17 protein-coding genes, 1 pseudogene and 1 riboswitch are annotated in these 16,274 nt (G+C 46.9%); of the genes and pseudogenes, 7 read left to right on the plus strand and 11 right to left on the minus strand.

Going from position 1 to position 16,274, the window contains the following annotated elements:
• Positions 1–122 precede the first annotated feature (122 nt).
• A complete protein-coding gene (locus V756_RS0100815) occupies positions 123–929 on the plus strand; it encodes an alpha/beta fold hydrolase (protein ID WP_024712974.1) in 807 nt (268 codons plus the stop codon).
• Between the two features lie 27 nt (positions 930–956).
• On the opposite strand, the gene cysC is transcribed toward V756_RS0100815, so the two are convergent.
• The 3 genes from cysC to V756_RS0100830 form a co-directional block, all read right to left on the minus strand.
• The gene (gene cysC / locus V756_RS0100820; protein WP_024712975.1) at positions 957–1,556 is read right to left on the minus strand and encodes an adenylyl-sulfate kinase; all 600 of its coding nucleotides are present in this window, start codon (positions 1,554–1,556) and stop codon (positions 957–959) included.
• Positions 1,553–2,722 (minus strand): sulfate adenylyltransferase, encoded by a 1,170-nt coding sequence (sat, locus tag V756_RS0100825; protein WP_024712976.1) that lies wholly within the window; start codon positions 2,720–2,722, stop codon positions 1,553–1,555. Before sat ends, cysC begins: the two co-directional genes overlap by 4 nt.
• A gap of 76 nt (positions 2,723–2,798) precedes the next feature.
• A complete protein-coding gene (locus V756_RS0100830) occupies positions 2,799–3,512 on the minus strand; it encodes a phosphoadenylyl-sulfate reductase (RefSeq protein WP_024712977.1) in 714 nt (237 codons plus the stop codon).
• Between the two features lie 185 nt (positions 3,513–3,697).
• Here V756_RS0100830 and V756_RS0100835 point away from each other — a divergent pair, with 185 nt between their 5' ends.
• Entirely contained in the window at positions 3,698–4,384 is a 687-nt protein-coding gene (locus tag V756_RS0100835) for a 2-phosphosulfolactate phosphatase (RefSeq protein ID WP_024712978.1), read from the plus strand.
• On the plus strand, positions 4,381–5,139 hold the full coding sequence (locus V756_RS0100840) for a phosphosulfolactate synthase (RefSeq protein WP_024712979.1): 759 nt from the start codon (positions 4,381–4,383) through the stop codon (positions 5,137–5,139). Before V756_RS0100835 ends, V756_RS0100840 begins: the two co-directional genes overlap by 4 nt.
• A gap of 44 nt (positions 5,140–5,183) precedes the next feature.
• Here V756_RS0100840 and V756_RS0100845 read toward each other — a convergent pair whose 3' ends face one another.
• The 7 genes from V756_RS0100845 to V756_RS0100875 all read right to left on the minus strand — a co-directional run bounded on the left by V756_RS0100845 (position 5,184) and on the right by V756_RS0100875 (position 12,448).
• Positions 5,184–5,813 carry a YitT family protein gene (locus V756_RS0100845; RefSeq protein ID WP_024712980.1) on the minus strand — a complete coding sequence of 210 codons (630 nt, stop codon included), beginning with the start codon at positions 5,811–5,813 and terminating at the stop codon, positions 5,184–5,186.
• 96 nt (positions 5,814–5,909) lie between these two features.
• On the minus strand, positions 5,910–7,025 hold the full coding sequence (locus V756_RS0100850) for a mandelate racemase/muconate lactonizing enzyme family protein (RefSeq protein WP_024712981.1): 1,116 nt from the start codon (positions 7,023–7,025) through the stop codon (positions 5,910–5,912).
• 8 nt (positions 7,026–7,033) lie between these two features.
• Positions 7,034–8,302, minus strand: coding sequence for an MFS transporter (locus tag V756_RS0100855; RefSeq protein ID WP_024712982.1), 1,269 nt, complete (start codon positions 8,300–8,302; stop codon positions 7,034–7,036).
• Positions 8,303–8,413: 111 nt separating this feature from the next.
• Positions 8,414–9,271 carry a GNAT family N-acetyltransferase gene (locus V756_RS0100860; protein ID WP_024712983.1) on the minus strand — a complete coding sequence of 286 codons (858 nt, stop codon included), beginning with the start codon at positions 9,269–9,271 and terminating at the stop codon, positions 8,414–8,416.
• A gap of 4 nt (positions 9,272–9,275) precedes the next feature.
• Positions 9,276–9,713, minus strand: a complete 438-nt coding sequence (locus V756_RS0100865) for a GNAT family N-acetyltransferase (RefSeq protein WP_024712984.1) — start codon at positions 9,711–9,713, stop codon at positions 9,276–9,278.
• 90 nt (positions 9,714–9,803) lie between these two features.
• Positions 9,804–11,642, minus strand: a complete 1,839-nt coding sequence (locus V756_RS0100870) for a bifunctional homocysteine S-methyltransferase/methylenetetrahydrofolate reductase (RefSeq protein ID WP_024712985.1) — start codon at positions 11,640–11,642, stop codon at positions 9,804–9,806.
• Positions 11,643–11,732: 90 nt separating this feature from the next.
• Positions 11,733–11,850: riboswitch (SAM riboswitch) on the minus strand.
• Between the two features lie 106 nt (positions 11,851–11,956).
• Entirely contained in the window at positions 11,957–12,448 is a 492-nt protein-coding gene (locus tag V756_RS0100875; RefSeq protein WP_024712986.1) for a YajQ family cyclic di-GMP-binding protein, read from the minus strand.
• 98 nt (positions 12,449–12,546) lie between these two features.
• Here V756_RS0100875 and V756_RS0100880 point away from each other — a divergent pair.
• Both V756_RS0100880 and V756_RS0100885 read left to right on the plus strand, forming a co-directional pair.
• Positions 12,547–13,444: pseudogene (locus tag V756_RS0100880) on the plus strand (CvfB family protein).
• 142 nt (positions 13,445–13,586) lie between these two features.
• Entirely contained in the window at positions 13,587–13,838 is a 252-nt protein-coding gene (locus V756_RS0100885; protein WP_370444970.1) for a DUF3784 domain-containing protein, read from the plus strand.
• 43 nt (positions 13,839–13,881) lie between these two features.
• Here V756_RS0100885 and V756_RS0100890 read toward each other — a convergent pair whose 3' ends face one another.
• Entirely contained in the window at positions 13,882–14,733 is an 852-nt protein-coding gene (locus V756_RS0100890) for a DegV family protein (protein ID WP_024712989.1), read from the minus strand.
• Positions 14,734–14,870: 137 nt separating this feature from the next.
• On the opposite strand from V756_RS0100890, the gene V756_RS0100895 reads away from it, so the two are divergent.
• Both V756_RS0100895 and V756_RS0100900 read left to right on the plus strand, forming a co-directional pair.
• Complete coding sequence (locus V756_RS0100895) at positions 14,871–15,713, plus strand: YitT family protein (RefSeq protein ID WP_003245017.1); 843 nt, start codon at positions 14,871–14,873, stop codon at positions 15,711–15,713.
• Between the two features lie 17 nt (positions 15,714–15,730).
• Complete coding sequence (locus tag V756_RS0100900) at positions 15,731–16,186, plus strand: BsuPI-related putative proteinase inhibitor (RefSeq protein ID WP_024712990.1); 456 nt, start codon at positions 15,731–15,733, stop codon at positions 16,184–16,186.
• Positions 16,187–16,274: the final 88 nt, after the last annotated feature.

Here is a 16,274-nt window from a genome sequence, read left to right on the forward strand (position 1 = left end):
TAAATCGTAAAGAACCTTTTCTTGAGACAGCAGCCCGCTTGTTTTGTAAGCATAAATGGAAAGATTCCTGTACGTCAAGACGTTTTAAGCCGGGAAAGAAAAGGGAACAGGAGGAATGCGGAATGGGGCATTACGTCAAAACCGAGGAGCATGTGACACTGTTTGTAGAGGATATCGGACACGGAAGGCCGATCATCTTTTTGCACGGGTGGCCGCTGAATCATAAGATGTTTGAATATCAAATGAATGAGCTTCCGAAAAGAGGTTTCCGTTTCATTGGCGTTGATTTACGTGGATATGGGCAATCTGACCGCCCGTGGGAAGGCTACGATTATGACACGATGGCCGATGACGTGAAGGCTGTCATTTATACGCTGCAGCTTGAGAACGCGGTTCTTGCCGGGTTTTCAATGGGCGGCGCTATTGCCATCCGTTATATGGCAAGACATGAAGGAGCCGATATTGGCAAGCTCATTTTATTGTCTGCAGCGGCGCCCGCATTTACAAAACGCCCGGGTTATCCGTACGGAATGAGGAAGCAGGATATTGACGATATGATTGAACAATTTAAAACGGATCGGCCGAAAACACTGGCTGATCTAGGGACACAGTTTTTTGAGAAAAAAGTGTCTCCGGAGCTCAGGCTATGGTTTCTTAATCTGATGCTGGAGGCTTCCTCTTACGGGACGATCCACTCGGGCATTGCATTAAGAGACGAGGATCTCAGAAAGGATCTTGCGTCAATCAAGGTTCCGGCGCTGATTCTCCACGGAAGAAAGGATAAAATTGCGCCGTTTGATTTTGCGAAAGAATTAAGGCGCGGCATCAAACACTCGGAATTGGTTCCATTTGTAAGCAGCGGGCACGGGGCTTTTTATGAAGAAAAAGAGAAGATCAGCAGTTTGATTGCGCAGTTTGCCGGATCATAAGAAAAAACCCGATATGGCTCGGGTTTTTTATATGATTCCTTTGCTTTGCAGTTCACTAATGATCAAATCAGCTCCAGCCGAAATAGATGTCTGGTCTGACTCAATGATGAAATCGGGTGAAAGCGGCTGTTCGTACGGGGAATCGATCCCGGTGAAATGTTTGATCTCTCCGTTTCGCGCTTTTTGATAAAGTCCTTTCGGATCGCGCTCTTCACACACATGCAGCGGGCACTTCACATAAATTTCGAAGAATTCCCCTTCAGGAAAGAGGGCTCTGACCATGTTGCGGTCCTCTCTGAATGGAGAAATAAAAGCCGTTAAAATCATTTGCCCGCTGTCAACAAACAGCTTCGCCACTTCTCCGATGCGGCGGATGTTTTCAATCCTGTCTTCAGTCTGGAAACCAAGATCTTTGTTTAATCCGTGGCGGATATTATCACCGTCCAGCACATAGCTTTGAATGCCCATGCGGTAAAGCTTTTCATCAACAGCGTTGGCCAGCACTGATTTTCCTGAACCGGACAGCCCGGTAAACCAGAGGGCGCAGCTTTTATGTCCGTTTAAGGATTGTCTGTCAGACTTTGAGATGGAAGCGGTATGCCAAATGATGTTTGGATTGTGTGTCACTGTAATCCCCCGCTGTTTTGCTGGATGGCGACGGGCTGTTGATGAAGCCCCTTGATCAGCACGTTTGCGACTTCTGGCCGGCTGAATTCTTTAGGGGGCTTTTTGCCTTGGCGGAGAAGCTCCCTTACTTTTGTGCCTGATAAGTGGATATGGTCTCTTTGGCTGTGCGGACATGTTTTTGAAGTGCCCATGTTTCCGCATTTCCGGCAGTAAAAGCTGTGCTCGAAAAACAATGGCTTGATGCCGAGCTCCTCCTCAGTGAATGCTTGAAAAATATTTTGCGCGTCATAGGTTCCGTAATAGCTGCCGACCCCCGCATGATCACGGCCTACAATAAAATGGGTGCAGCCGTAATTTTTGCGGACGAGGGCATGGAAAATCGCTTCCCGCGGACCTGCATATCGCATGGCGGCAGGGAAAACTGACAGCATGACACGATCCTTTGGATAATAGTGATCAAGCAAAACCTGGTAGCTCTCCATTCTGATATCGCTCGGGATATCGTCTGACTTCGTTTCACCCACAAGCGGATGAAGCAGCAGACCGTCGACCGTTTCTAACGCTGTTTTTTGAATGTATTCGTGCGCTCTGTGAACGGGGTTTCTGGTTTGAAAGCCGACAATCGTTTTCCACCCGAGTCTTTTAAAGGCCGCTCTTGTTTCTTCGGGTGCTGCATAAAATTGTTCGAAGGATTTGTCGGGAAGGCGGCTGACCGTGATAGGCCCTCCGATATAGTAATCCGGACGCGCCAGCAGTTTTTTTACGCCGGGATGGGCAGTGTCGTTTGTTTTAAAAACAGACAGTGCTTCTTGTGTTTTATCAGGCTGATAGATATCAGTGACTGTGATCATGCCGTAGGTGATGCCGTCTTTCACAAGCTTGACGCAATCGCCGGCAGACAGCTGTTTTGCTGTTTTTTCTCCGACAGGCAGCGTAATCGGCAGGCTCCATGGCAAGCCGTTTGCCAGCCTCATCTCTTTCACAACGGAATGATAATCCTTTTCTCCCAAAAAGCCTGTTAACGGGCTGTAGCCGCCGATCGCGATAAGCTCCAGGTCGCTCAGTGCAAGCTGATCCAGCTCTGCTTCGCACGTGCACCCCTCAAAATGGCATGCGGGATCGCAGCGGTTGATTAACACCCCTCCATGGGGCTCATTTCCATTCAACGCGTTCAACCTCCATTTTTACGTTTCCTTTGTTTTTCTGCGTCTGCTGAAAGCTTTTAAACAGGCACAAAGGCCATTATTCTTGATGCAGGCCGCATTCTGTTTTCTCACGTCCGGCCCACCTTCCAGCCCTTTCATCGTTCGGGTCCGAGGAAGGCAATGTGCACATTTCACAGCCTATGCTCGGATAATGTTGGTCGTGCAGTTTGTTATAAGGCAAATTGTGCAGGCGGATGTACGTCCAAACGTCATCCCATGTCCAGTGGATGAGCGGGCAAATTTTGATGAGCTTAAACTTCTGATCCAGATTCACATATTGAATATGCTTTCTCGTAGATGACTGTTCCCGGCGCAGCCCTGAAATCCAAGCTGTCATGCCGGACAGGTGCTTTTTCAGCGGCTCGATTTTCCGTAATTGGCAGCAGAGGTTCGGGTTATGCTTCCAAAGCTCTCCTCCGTATTGCGTCTCCTGTTCTTTTAAGCTTAGCTCAGGTTCGAGAAGCTGGATTGTAAATCCCGGATATCGCTCTTTGACGGTTTCGATCAGCTCGTATGTTTCCTGAAAATGCAGCCCTGTATCCAAAAAGATGATGTGGGCGTTTTTGCTGATTTTTGATATAAGGTCGAGAAGCACCATCCCTTCTGCGCCAAAGCTGCACGCGTACACAATCTTTTCCCCGTATGTTCGGTAAGCCCATTTCAGCACGTCGAGCTCATCGATCAATTGGTCCGTTATCTGTTTGGACAGTTTGTCGTTCCATGTGTCATATGTGATGATTTGTTCGTTCAACGTTTTCCCCCCGTTTGCATCTGCTTTTATGATCTATTGATCGAGTTATAGGCAGACTATTCATTTTTTGCATAAAGGTTCAGATTTTTGGATGCGGCACCCGGCTAAAATGAGGAGCGGAACCATTAAGAAACCGGCTGAATATGCTTTTAAGCAAAATGGTTTTTTGCCCAAGGAGAGGTAGTATGCCGATTGCCATTTACCAGGGGCGTCATCATTCGCTTGCCCCGGCGGATATTAACATCGTCATTGATGTCATCAGAGCTTTTACAGTCGCCCATTATGCCTTTATCGGCGGGGCGAAAGAGATTTTATTGGCCGGAACAGCAAAGGAAGCTTTTAGGCTGAAAGACACTTATCCTGATTACGTATTGACGGGGGAGGAAAAGGGGGTCGGTATCAGCGGATTTGATTTAGACAATTCGCCAAAACGCATGGCGAAGCAGGATATGGGGAATAAGCGCCTGATCCAGAAAACAACCAACGGCGTCACAGCAGCATTAGGAGCGCTGAACGCCAAGCATCTGTTCGTGACCGGATTTTCCAACGCCAGAACAACGGCAGAGTATGTGAAAACGCTGGCTGGTGAGGATTGTATCATGAACATTGTCGCTTCCCATCCGTCAGGCGATGACGACGCGGCGTGTGCGGAGTATATAAAGGGCATTATTGAAGGGACGAACGAGGTAACGGCCGCGGGGGCGATTGAAAGAATCAAACGCTCCTCTGTTGCGGAGAAGTTTTTTGACCGCCGCCAGCCATTGTTTGATCCGGAAGACATAGCATACTGTACAAAAGAATTGCCGGGCGATTTTGTGATGAAAGTGAAACAAGACAGAGAAGTTCCAACGATTGAGAGGGTCAGAATATGAATGATTTTTCACTAGAATTGCCAGTGAGAACAAGCAAGCCGAGAGAAGCCGGTCAGACCATTTTAATTGATAACGGCTATCCCTTGCAATTTTTCAAGGATGTGATAGCTGGAGCATCCGACTATATTGATTTTGTGAAATTTGGCTGGGGCACATCATTACTTACGAAAGAACTTGAAACAAAAATCAGCGCGCTGAAAGAGCATGACATTAAATATTTCTTTGGCGGCACATTGTTTGAGAAGTATGTAAGCCAGAAAAAAGTGAATGAATTTCATCGGTACTGCACCTATTTCGGCTGTGAATATATTGAGATTTCAAACGGTACGCTCCCGATGACGAATAAGGAAAAAGCGGCTTACATCGCGGATTTTTCCGATGAATTTATTGTACTCAGCGAGGTGGGCAGCAAGGATGCGGAATTATCAAGCCGGCAAAGCTCTGAGGAATGGCTTGAGTATATCGTTGAGGATATGGAAGCGGGGGCGGAAAAAGTGATTACGGAGGCGAGAGAAAGCGGGACAGGAGGGATCTGTTCCAGCAGCGGGGATGTCAGGTTTCAAATTGTCGATGACATCATGTCCTCGGATATTGATATCACCAGGCTGATTTTTGAAGCGCCGAATAAAACGCTCCAGCAAGGATTTATTCAAAGGATCGGGTCGAATGTGAATCTGGCCAATATCCCATTTCATGATGCGATTGCGTTGGAGACGCTGCGCTTAGGGCTGAGATCCGATACGTTTTATTTGTAACACTGCGGCTGCGGGGCTCTCGCCGTGAAGAGAGCCTCTGTTTATTATTTTTTATGGCGGTACATAGGCGTGAGATAGGGGAGGGAGGTCAGACGGATGTTATAGATGAAGTCGATGACTCTTGTTGATATCACTTGACATATCAAGGCTTGAATCACAATGCCCCAAGCGATAATAGACGCGGTCACCATAAAAATAATGCAATTCATGATCAGCAGGATCGTTCCGGGATTCCCGCCGCGGTAAATGGAAATCATCAGAGCAAGGGCCCCGAATCCTCCGTTTGAAATTTTGTATTTGTATAAAAGCCCGATGCCGAGTCCTAATAACACAGCGCCGCTAGCCAGATCAAGCCACAGGTTTGATGTGATATCAGGAAAAATCGCATCAAAGATCAAGACCGAGACGGATGTAACCGTAATCGAAGCGAGGGTGCCGGTGAAAGTTCTCATCTCCAGCCATTTTAAAGCGGTAAAAAGCATCGACACATTCACAGCCCATACGGAAAAACCGTGGGGAATGTGAAACAGAAAATGCAGCAGCACCGCAATACCTGCTGCCCCGCCAGTCGGAATATCGTGCGGAAATAAAAACAAGGACATGCCGAGTCCCTGTAATACGCCGCCTACGACAATCATAAACGTAAGTTTTGCTTTCATCAGCAGTTCAGCCATTACGTCATTTGCTCCTTTATGAAAAGACTTGTCCGCTGTTTCCATTTTATGAGGCTGTCCATCATTTATGTCTGTAAATAAAAGAAATGGCCCAGCCTAATATGCTGAGCCATCCCACTTGTAGCGATTGACGATCTCCATATTGATTTCTGAGCCGATGCCCTTTCCTTTCGGGATGTGCACTTTTCCCTTTGAAGGCTGAAGGCTGATGATATCTGTAAAAGGATTCTTCATGACGTCCCACTCGATTGGTTCAATTTGATTGTTCGCCATTTTAGACCATGGAGGCAGACAGGCTTGCGCAAATAGAGCATAGAGCCGTGAAAGCGACCCGTCATATGCGTGAGCGGACGCTCTGACACCGAAATAACGCGCGAGCTGGAGGCAGTCCCGAAACTCATCGATTCCGTTGGCATGCATGACATCAGGCTGAATGATATCCAAACAGCGCTGTGAAAGGAGGGGGGCAAATTGGGCCGCACCTTTCATATTTTCTCCGCCGGCAACAGGAACAGACAAACGGCTGCGCAGCAAAACGTAATCCTTTGGCTGATCAAAGGGCAAAGGCTCTTCAAGCCAGCTGATGTTCGTCCATTCAGTGAAATAGCGTTCCCATTTCATAGCTGTTGCGGCGTCGTAGCTTTGGTTTGCGTCCAGAATCAACATAACGGAGCTTGCGCCTGCGTGCTGCAGCGCATTGATGTGCCGGACATCCTCTTCGAACGACATCCCGCCGATTTTGACTTTGATTTGCTTAAAGCCCTTTTTTAATTGAGCTTCAACATTGGAAACAGAACGGCTGATCCATTGCGGCTCGTCTGAATACGATTGAAATGAGGCGTATACAGGGATTTCTTCTCTGTACCGCCCGCCCCAAAGTTCGCAAACTGAACAATCCGCCGCTTTGGCCGCGATTTCTGTCAGCGCCATGCTCACAGCGGAGGCCGCCCGCTGATGCCATTTTTGAATTGTGCGCACTAACGGCAGGCGGCTGCCAGCCTGTTTTCCTAGAAGATACGGGATGATCCGTTTGGTAAAGCCGACATGGAGAGCCGGGAGCCAATCAACGCATTCGCCCCAGCCGTCAATCCCGCTTTCTGTGACAACTCTGATGAGATAGCAAGTTCGATATCGTTTAACCCCGTTCGCGTCTCCGTAGGGCTTTTCTAAACGGTGTAAAAGCGGAAAGGTCTCAACCTGTACAATTTTCAAACTGGAATCTACCTTTCCTCAGCAGGCTGAAGGCGATTGCCAGCCATTTTAGGTTCTTCTTTTTCTTTTGTTTCTTCTTTGTTTTGCTTCACATGGATCAGCAAGATCACGAGAATGCCGACAACAAGCGTCAAACCCGCAATGCTTAAAAACATGCCGGGTCTGGACCATTGCATCAGGCGGCCGAAAATCGGGGGCCCAATCGCCACCCCTAAGAAACGAACCGATCCGTACAGCGATGTCACAAATCCCCGTCTTTCTTTGCCGACAGCTCCGGTAATAAAGCTGTTCACACAAGGAAGAACCAGTCCTGATCCGATACTGCTCAGCACAAGGACACTAATAAAAAGCACAAGATTCTCAATGAAAGACAATGCCGCATAAGAAACGGTCATAAATGCCAACCCGAGTACGATCAGCTTTTTCATTAACGATTGCTTTTGCCCGATTTTGCTGCCGGTTGTATAAGACGTCACACACATGACCAAAAGCGGGATCGCCAAAATCAAGCCCTTTTTGACGCCGTCGGTATCGTATGTTTTTTCAAGGACATCTGACAGGTAAAAGAGGATGCCGAATAAAGTAAACAGACAGGTCGCTCCCGCTAAATAAGCGGTAAATAGCCATCTGCCTTCATGTTTAAAAACACTTAACAGCCCTTTCACATATTTTCCGATCGGGGGCGGTTCTTTTTCCTTTTTCTTTTCTTTAATAAAAATCCAAGTCAGCACGATCGAAATGATACAAAACACCGGGAAGGCAAAAAACGCGCCATACCAGACAAGCAGAGCGATCAGCGAGCCGATGATCGGAGAAAGCACTTTCCCCATGCCGTTTGAAGCTTCAACGAGGCCGAGTACCTTGCTTTCCTGGGCGCCTTTAAACAGATCCCCCGTCAGTGCCATGGCAATTGGGCCGGTCCCCGCCGCCCCGATTCCCTGGAGCGCCCGTCCTGCCATGACCCAAGGGTATGCATTGTCAAAAAAACCTGCCGCAAACCCGGCTAGCAAACCGCCGGCACCATACAATATTAAGCAGGGAATAATGATGATTTTCCTTGAGAATCGGTCTGCGAGATAACCGACAATCGGAATCGCAAACGCTGCAATCAAGGAAAAAACGGTGATCACGAGACTGACTTGAAATTGTGATAAATGAAGTTCAGATTTCATTTTTGGCAAAATTGGAATAAGCATTGAGTTCCCAAGGGTTAAGATTAAAGGGATTGAACCAATTGCAACAATCGTCATTCCGTTATTTTGTTTTGATGATTCCATCTCAGAGCACACTCCTTTTCTTCTGTTTAGAATGTCCCTGATAGCTTCGTTTATTCAACGTTCAGACAGCAAAAAACCGAACAGAAAATGCCTGTTCGGGAAAAAGGAGGGTTAACCGAGCGCCTGGGAAATCAATGCGTATAAGTGTCCATTTTGGCTGGGAAGCATCTTTTTCTGGTACAGCATAAGCGGCTGCGCTCCGACTGCGTGAAATCCCATTTCTGTCAGCCTGTCATGAAAAGATGTGTGTTCAGCCGGTATATCGATGCGCATCGGATCTTGAGTGCCAGCGGCCAACCTGTTCACGATTTGTGCAGCAATGTCTGATGAAGAGGCGATGATGGGGCCGAATTTCAAATTAGCTGGTGTCTGTACGGACAAACCGTAGCCAATCAGATGTCCGTCATTGTTTCTGGCGATGACGCATTCCTCTGAGGCGGAAATAAGCTGCTGTAAAAGGTTTGATCGATCTCCGCCAAAGGCTGCCAAATCGGCCGCGGCCAATTCTTGAAAGTCTTGTTTTCTAAAGGACGACAGTTCAGCGTCAAGATCCTCTTGTTTTTCGATCTGATGAAAGCTGTGACAGCCATACTTTCGCACTGAACCCGCCGTATGAAAACCTGCTTTTTCATAAAGAGGCAAACCTTCTGTTGTGGCGCAAAGCCTGATGGCCGTGTTTTCGTCGGTTCTGCTGAGGCACGCGCGGACCATCCGTCGCCCGAGACCGAGCCGTTTGTAATCTTTGTCCACGATAACGAGGCCGATAGAAGAAAGGCCGCCAAACAAAAATAAGCCGATGCAGGAAATGATGTCTCCGCTGATATTTTGATAACCGAAAAAGCGTCCTTGCCGGACAAGCAGTGTCAGTTCTTGTTCGCCATAATCAGGCCAATCGGCTTGCCTGCAAAGCCGCAATAATCCGGGGACATGTTCTTCATGAAGCTCAATCAGCTCATCCATTACGCCCATCAGATCACCTGCTTGTTCCGAGTGTTTTGTACATGGCGATATGAGTGCCAATGCCGGGAATGTCAAATGGCTCGCCAAGCTCCTCCCAGCCAAGCTTCGCGTAGTAGCCTTTGACGTGGTGTCTCGCATTGCACCAGACCGCCTGCACACCTCTATCTGCCAGGTTCTGCTCAGCGTATTTGATCAGCGTGCTGCCCGCTTTTTGATCACGATATTCTTCAAGTGTTGCCATGCCTCGCAGCCGATATGAAGGAGATTCTGTTAATAATGGCTGATTCTGTGGGGAAAAAGAAGCGATGCTGATTAGTGTTCCTTCATAAAACGCACCGAGATGAAAGGCGCCTTCCGCGTGATCCTGCTCAAATTTACATTGTTCGATGGATTGATGGGGACGCAGGATGTCGTATGTATCTTCCGCAGGAATGGTTTTAACTTCGAGCATGATGTTCCTCCTTATAAACTGATTTTCTTTATCGTAACACGGATCAGTCAAATAAGGACCGCCCGATTGGTTCAGGCGGTTTTTCAGGTGTTAATGCAAGGATATATTTTGGCGCTGTTCATCTTTTTGCTGGATATACGAAGTGAGCTCAGCGGTTAAGTCTGATCTGAGAAAAGGCGTAATCAAATAGATGCCGTTAAACAGCTCGCATGCCGTATCCAATAAGGAACGTGCAATCGCAAGGCCTTCCGCTTTTTGTTTCTCTTTGTCTTCGCCGGCGAGGGCCATTTTTTCACGAATTGAGTCAGACAGCTTTATTCCGGGAATTTCATTGTGAATGAATTCAGCATTTCTACTGCTTGTGAGCGGCATAATGCCAATATAGATCGGCGTCTTCAAATGCTTTGTTTCGTTATGGATATCGACAAGCTGCTGCTCGGAGTAGACAGGCTGTGAAACAAAGTAATCGGCGCCGCAATCTATTTTTTTCTCCAGCCGTTTTACCGCTTTATCCAGATGGCGGACGTTAGGATTAAATGCGGCGGCAACTGAGAAATTCGTTTTCTTGCCAAGCGGCTTTCCAGACAGGGACAGCCCTTCATTGAACTGTTTGATCAGCCTGATTAAATCAAAGGATGTTAAATCATATACAGACGTCGCACCCGGAAAATCCCCGATTTTAGAAGGGTCCCCCGTAATAGCCAGCACGTCATTCAGCCCCAATGTATCAAGGCCCATTAAATGGGACTGCAAGCCGATAATATTTCGGTCACGGCACGTAATATGGACAAGGGAGCGTATATCGAGCTGCTGCTTCACGAGGGCGCCGCAGGCAACATTGCTGATTCGCGGGGTCGCAAGGGAATTGTCGGCGAGTGTCAGGGCTTCGACTCCCGCTTCCTTTAGTTCAGCAGCGGCGGACAGAAATTTATCAAAGCTCAATTTTTTCGGCGGGTCCAGCTCTACGATGATGGAGCGTTTTTCCGCCGCGATCTCGTTCAAGCCGGGCTCTGTCCGCTCGTGCTGAACAGAAATGAATTCCTTCGCCCGGGTTTTGACTTCTTTTTCCGTAATCGGTGCAAGCCCGCCAACCGCTTCCGCCATCGCCCGGATGTGATTCGGCGTAGTGCCGCAGCAGCCGCCGATAACTCGCGCGCCTTGCTTGCGGAATTCTGACGCGCTGTTTTGAAAATACGTGTCGTCTGTTTCATAGACGAGCCGGCCTTCTTCGAGCGAAGGAAGACTGCTGTTCGGATAAACTGATAAAAACACGTCATCAAAAATCGGCACTTCGCTGAGCGCTTCAATCATGTGATAAGGGCCTAGCCGGCAGTTAATGCCGACGATATCAGCCCCGAGATCCGCAATCGACCGCAATGCGTCAGAAAGCGGCGTTCCGTCCTGCAGCACGCCTTGCTCATGCATGGAGACATTGAGCATAATCGGAAGTCCAGTCTCTTTTCGGGCGATTTTCAGGACTTCACGGGCTTCTTCCAAATCATAATATGTTTCCAGCAGCAAGCCATCCGGCTCTTCGTGCAGCAGCAGGTACAGCTGCTCGCGAAAGCTGCGTTTGATTTCGTCAAGACTGTACGCATTTTTATTAAAGGTGCGGATGCCGCCCATCGTTCCAAGCACGTACGCATCGCCTGCTGAAGCCCGCGCAATCTTGACTGCCTCCTGATTCATTTTTTTAATGTCATCCTCAAGGCCGTGTCTGGATAATTTAATATAATTAGCCCCGTACGTATTCGTTTGAATGATGTTGGCTCCCGCCTCAACGTACGCTTTATGTATGCGCTGAATTTCCTCCGGCTTTGAAATATTGAGCTCCTCAAAGCACCTGTCAATGCCATAGGAGTAGAGGAGTGTCCCCATGGCGCCGTCGCCGATTAACACCTGTTTCTGCAAATCTTCTAAAAGTCCCATTGTCTGCCTCCTTTATTCACATTCAGCAAGGAAAAAAGAGAAATAAAAAAAGTCCTCTTAAGAAGAAGACTTTGTCAATGATTTTGTCTCTTCTTATCTTCCAAGCTGTTCGAGCTTGCTGGATTTAGCACCTTGGTCATGGCTGATCGCCATTACACCGGTTGCTGAAGCTTCGTCGGGCCAGTCCCTCTGCTTCTCTTGATAAGAACGGATATGAAGTTTTTGTGTTCGGGAAGTGCCAAAAGCTTCCTGACGTTTTCCCTTTCTCCAAATTTACCGAAAATAAAGACAATAATCAATAGGATTCAGAAAATTTATCTGAAATTTATAAATTGGACGTCAATCGGCAGATCTGCTCCTCGGACCGCTGTGATAATCTGCTGCAGGTCATCCTTGTTTTTTCCGGTGACGCGCACTTGATCATCTTGAACTTGAGACTTTACTTTCAGTCCGGAGTTTTTGATGATCGTATTGATTTTTTTGGCGTTGTCCTTGTCAATGCCCTGAACAAGCTTTGCACGCTGGCGCACCGTTCCGCCAGAAGCGTTTTCAATCTTGCCGTATTCAATGTTTTTTGTCGGCACGTTTCGTTTGATCAATTTACCGACAAGCACATCTTTCAGCTGGCTTAATTTGAATTCATCATCAGAAACGAGGACAAGCTCCTCTTTATCTAAAGAAATATCACTTTTGCTTCCTTTAAAGTCATAGCGTGTGCTGATTTCCTTCAGAGCGATTTGGATCGCATTTTGCACTTCAGGCAATTCCACCTTGGATACAATATCAAATGAACTTTCTTTTGCCATATGAAAACCTCCATAACATTTAACTTATGTGTTGATTATAGTAGAATAAAGAGAAACTTCCAACAGAACAAAGAATCAATTTGTGATGATTGGAAAAAATGTTAACAGAATCCGCAGATAAACAAGCGGAACAGGAAGGGCGATAGCATGAGACCAGGGCAGCAATTAACCTTAAGTATAGATCATCAAACGGACTTCGGTTACTTTTTAACCGATGGAGAAGATACGATTCTCTTACATAACAGTGAAATAACTGAGGATATCGAAGACAGAGACGAGGTAGAGGTCTTTATATACGTCGACCAGCAGGAAAGGCTTGCAGCTACGATGAAAATTCCGGTCATCAGCGCTGATGAGTACGGCTGGGTCGAAGTGGTGGATAAAGTGGAAGATATGGGCGTTTTCGTTGATGTCGGTTTATCGAAGGACGCGCTTGTCGCAACTGAGCATTTGCCGCCATACGAAGATGTCTGGCCGCAAAAAGGGGATAAGCTTTACTGTATGCTGAAGGTGACGAACCGGGGGCGTATGTTTGCGAAACCTGCGCCGGAAGATATCATCAGCGAACTGTTTACCGACGCCTCAGAAGATCTGATGAATAAAGAGCTGACAGGTACGGTATACAGATTGATTGCAACAGGTTCATTCGTCATCACGGACGACGGTATCCGATGCTTTATCCATCCTTCAGAAAGAAAAGAGGAGCCGAGACTCGGCTCAAGAGTCACGGGACGGGTGATTCAAGTGAAAGAAGACGGTTCAGTCAACTTGTCGCTGCTTCCGAGAAAACAGGATGCCATGTCTGTTGATGCCGAGTCCATTTTGACGTACATGAGAATGAGAAACGGCGCCATGCCGTACAGCGACAAAAGCCAGCCTGACGATATCAGAGAACGTTTTAACATGAGCAAAGCCGCCTTTAAACGCGCGCTCGGCCATTTGATGAAAAACGGAAAAGTGTATCAGGAAAACGGATGGACATATGAGAAAAAATAGAAGGCCTTAGCGCCTTCTATTTTTATATAAGAACTTCACAAATAAAATTCCGTTTCGTATCATGAGGAGAGACACGTCAGTTAGAGAGCAGGAGGGCAGAATCGTGGACATACGCATCGATATTTTCTTGATCTTGATTGCGATGCTTTTCTTTTGGGTTGCTTATATGGCAGGAATAAAAAAACAAACATGGCTACTGTCCGGTTTCCAGGAGTCTCGGATACGTGACAAGGATCGTCTGGCTAGAATTGCGGGTTACTTTTTTCTGAATTCAGGAATATTTATTCTTTTAAACGGTTTTATTTCCTATCAGGGACAAGATCAGCTGATACCCCCAATCATTCTTGCATATGGTGCAGGAGTCATTATTTATGTAAATAAAAGATTACGATAAAACCTCCAGCATTTATCAAATGACCTGGAGGTTTTTTGTTTGCTCATTTTCTTAAGAAAAATATCGCCAATGTGCCGGGGCCGGCGTGTGAGCCAACCGCAGAACCAATCGGATGCATGATGATTTCCTTTGGCTTGAACGCATCTTCAATCAAGTCTTTCATGTCAGCGGCTTTTTCTTCGTTCGCGGCGTAGCTGATCCCGACGGTTTGATGGTCCCAATGATCACCGCGTTCTTTCATCAGCTCGATGATCCGTTTGAAAAGTTTTTTCTGTCCGCGGATTTTTTCCAGAGGTACAAGCTTGCCGTCCTCCATCTGGAGCAGCGGTTTAATATTCAGCAAACCGCCGACGAAAGCAGACGTTTTGGAGATGCGGCCGCCTCTCGCAAGATATGTGAGATCATCCACGGTAAAAATGTGCTCAAGCTGTTCGCAAAAGTTCTTTACAGACGTTTCAATTTCTTGTATTGTATTCCCGTTGATACAGAGATCGGCAGCATGCCGGACAGCCAGGCCGTATCCTAATGAAGCGCATTTGGAATCAATGACCCGCAAATCGAAATCGGGGAATTCCTCCTTCACTTCATTAGCGATCATCACAGCTGTCTGATACGTGCCGGAGAGGCCTGAGGAAAAGGCAATGTAAAGAGCGGGATCACCTGTTTCGGCATATTGCAAAAACATATTTTTAATCGTTTGCGGTGAAGCTTGGGACGTCTTCGGCGTCTCTCCATTTTGCATCGCTTCAAATATTTGACCCGCATCAATCGTGACCGCATCTTCGAATTCTTTATCGCCGAGAGAAACTCTGAGCGGAATAAAGCCGATGCTGTTTTCTTCAAAATAAGAACGGGGCAGATCGGCGGCGCTGTCAGCGATGAGATGAACTGTCATATTGTTTCCCTTCTTTCCGTTATTGCTCGTTAACATGAGAGTTAAGCCAACTATATCATATTAATTTGCCAAAATCGTGTTCAAATATTTGTTTTAAGGGAAAACATAATAAAGAAGAAAGAGCGGAGGAACATGCCATGGTACTAGACCAAACAAAAAAATTACTCATCGTCATCATTGGCGCTTTGCTTAATGCGGCCGGGCTGAACTTATTTTTGATCCCGGCAGATGTATATGCCAGCGGCTTTACTGGTGTCGCCCAGCTTTTATCAAGTGTCGTTGATCAATATGCCCCTTTTTACATATCGACGGGAACGCTCTTGTTCCTCTTAAACATTCCGGTCGGTATTTTAGGATGGCTGAAGGTCGGCAAATCGTTTACGGTGTACAGCATTTTAAGTGTCGCACTCACTACTCTGTTTATGGGAATTCTGCCTGAAACAAGCTTGTCACATGATATTTTGCTGAACGCGGTGTTCGGCGGTGTCATTTCCGCAGTCGGTATCGGTTTAACATTAAAATACGGCGCTTCGACAGGCGGGCTTGATATTGTCGCCATGGTGCTTGCAAAGTGGAAGGATAAACCCGTCGGCACGTATTTCTTCATTTTAAACGGGATTATCATCTTGACGGCAGGATTATTGCAAGGTTGGGAGAAAGCATTATATACCCTGGTTACACTGTATGTGACAACGAGGGTGATCGACGCCATTCACACCCGCCACATGAAGCTCACGGCAATGATCGTGACGAAAAAAGCGGACGAAATCAAGGAAGCCATTTACGGAAAAATGGTACGCGGCATCACAACTGTTCCGGCAAAGGGAGCCTTTACGAACGAACAGAAAGAGATGATGATTATTGTCATCACAAGGTATGAGCTGTACGATTTAGAGAAGATCGTCAAGGAAGTTGATCCGAAAGCATTTACGAACATTGTTCAAACGACAGGGATATTTGGTTTCTTTAGAAAAGACTGACGAAAGCAGGTGGAGTCGTGAAACGGCTGCTTGTGATGCTCCTTCCCGTATTGCTTTTGATAGGCTGCGGGAAAGATGAGCAGACAGAACCCGATAAGGAGGTATCAGGCGAAGTGGAGAATCAAGAGGTTGTTTTATCTGTTGACGCCATTCAGGAGCCTGAACAAATCAAGTTTAACATGTCGCTGAAGAACCAAAGCGAACGTGCCGTCGAGTTTCAATTCAGCACAGGACAAAAATTTGAACTTGTCGTGTATGATTCTGAGCACAAAGAAAGATACCGTTATTCGAAAGACAAAATGTTTACGCAGGCTTTTCAAAACCTGACGCTTGAACCCGGAGAAACATACGATTTCTCTGATATGTGGAAGGAAGTCCCTGAGCCCGGAACCTACGAGGTGAAGGTGACATTTAAGGGCAGAGCGGAACATCTCAAGCAGGTTCAGGCTGTTCAGCAGTTTGAAGTCAAATAAAAGGCTATGGCGTACCCGCCATAGCCTCAGGCTGTCGAGAAAATCTCGACAGCCTTTATTTTTCCCTTAAAATATCAATTCCCCTGTA

The organism is Bacillus tequilensis KCTC 13622 (assembly GCF_000507145.1).
GTDB lineage: Bacteria > Bacillota > Bacilli > Bacillales > Bacillaceae > Bacillus > Bacillus tequilensis.

Bases quoted from the DNA above. Each gene is read 5' to 3' on its own strand.
- V756_RS0100815 (WP_024712974.1), top strand. From the start codon at position 123: ATGGGGCATTACGTCAAAACCGAGGAGCATGTGACACTGTTTGTAGAG.
- V756_RS0100835 (WP_024712978.1), top strand. From the start codon at position 3,698: ATGCCGATTGCCATTTACCAGGGGCGTCATCATTCGCTTGCCCCGGCG.
- V756_RS0100840 (WP_024712979.1), top strand. From the start codon at position 4,381: ATGAATGATTTTTCACTAGAATTGCCAGTGAGAACAAGCAAGCCGAGA.
- V756_RS0100845 (WP_024712980.1), bottom strand. From the start codon at position 5,813: ATGGCTGAACTGCTGATGAAAGCAAAACTTACGTTTATGATTGTCGTA.
- V756_RS0100855 (WP_024712982.1), bottom strand. From the start codon at position 8,302: ATGGAATCATCAAAACAAAATAACGGAATGACGATTGTTGCAATTGGT.
- V756_RS0100860 (WP_024712983.1), bottom strand. From the start codon at position 9,271: ATGGGCGTAATGGATGAGCTGATTGAGCTTCATGAAGAACATGTCCCC.
- V756_RS0100865 (WP_024712984.1), bottom strand. From the start codon at position 9,713: ATGCTCGAAGTTAAAACCATTCCTGCGGAAGATACATACGACATCCTG.
- V756_RS0100870 (WP_024712985.1), bottom strand. From the start codon at position 11,642: ATGGGACTTTTAGAAGATTTGCAGAAACAGGTGTTAATCGGCGACGGC.
- V756_RS0100875 (WP_024712986.1), bottom strand. From the start codon at position 12,448: ATGGCAAAAGAAAGTTCATTTGATATTGTATCCAAGGTGGAATTGCCT.
- V756_RS0100885 (WP_370444970.1), top strand. From the start codon at position 13,587: ATGCTTTTCTTTTGGGTTGCTTATATGGCAGGAATAAAAAAACAAACA.
- V756_RS0100890 (WP_024712989.1), bottom strand. From the start codon at position 14,733: ATGACAGTTCATCTCATCGCTGACAGCGCCGCCGATCTGCCCCGTTCT.
- V756_RS0100895 (WP_003245017.1), top strand. From the start codon at position 14,871: ATGGTACTAGACCAAACAAAAAAATTACTCATCGTCATCATTGGCGCT.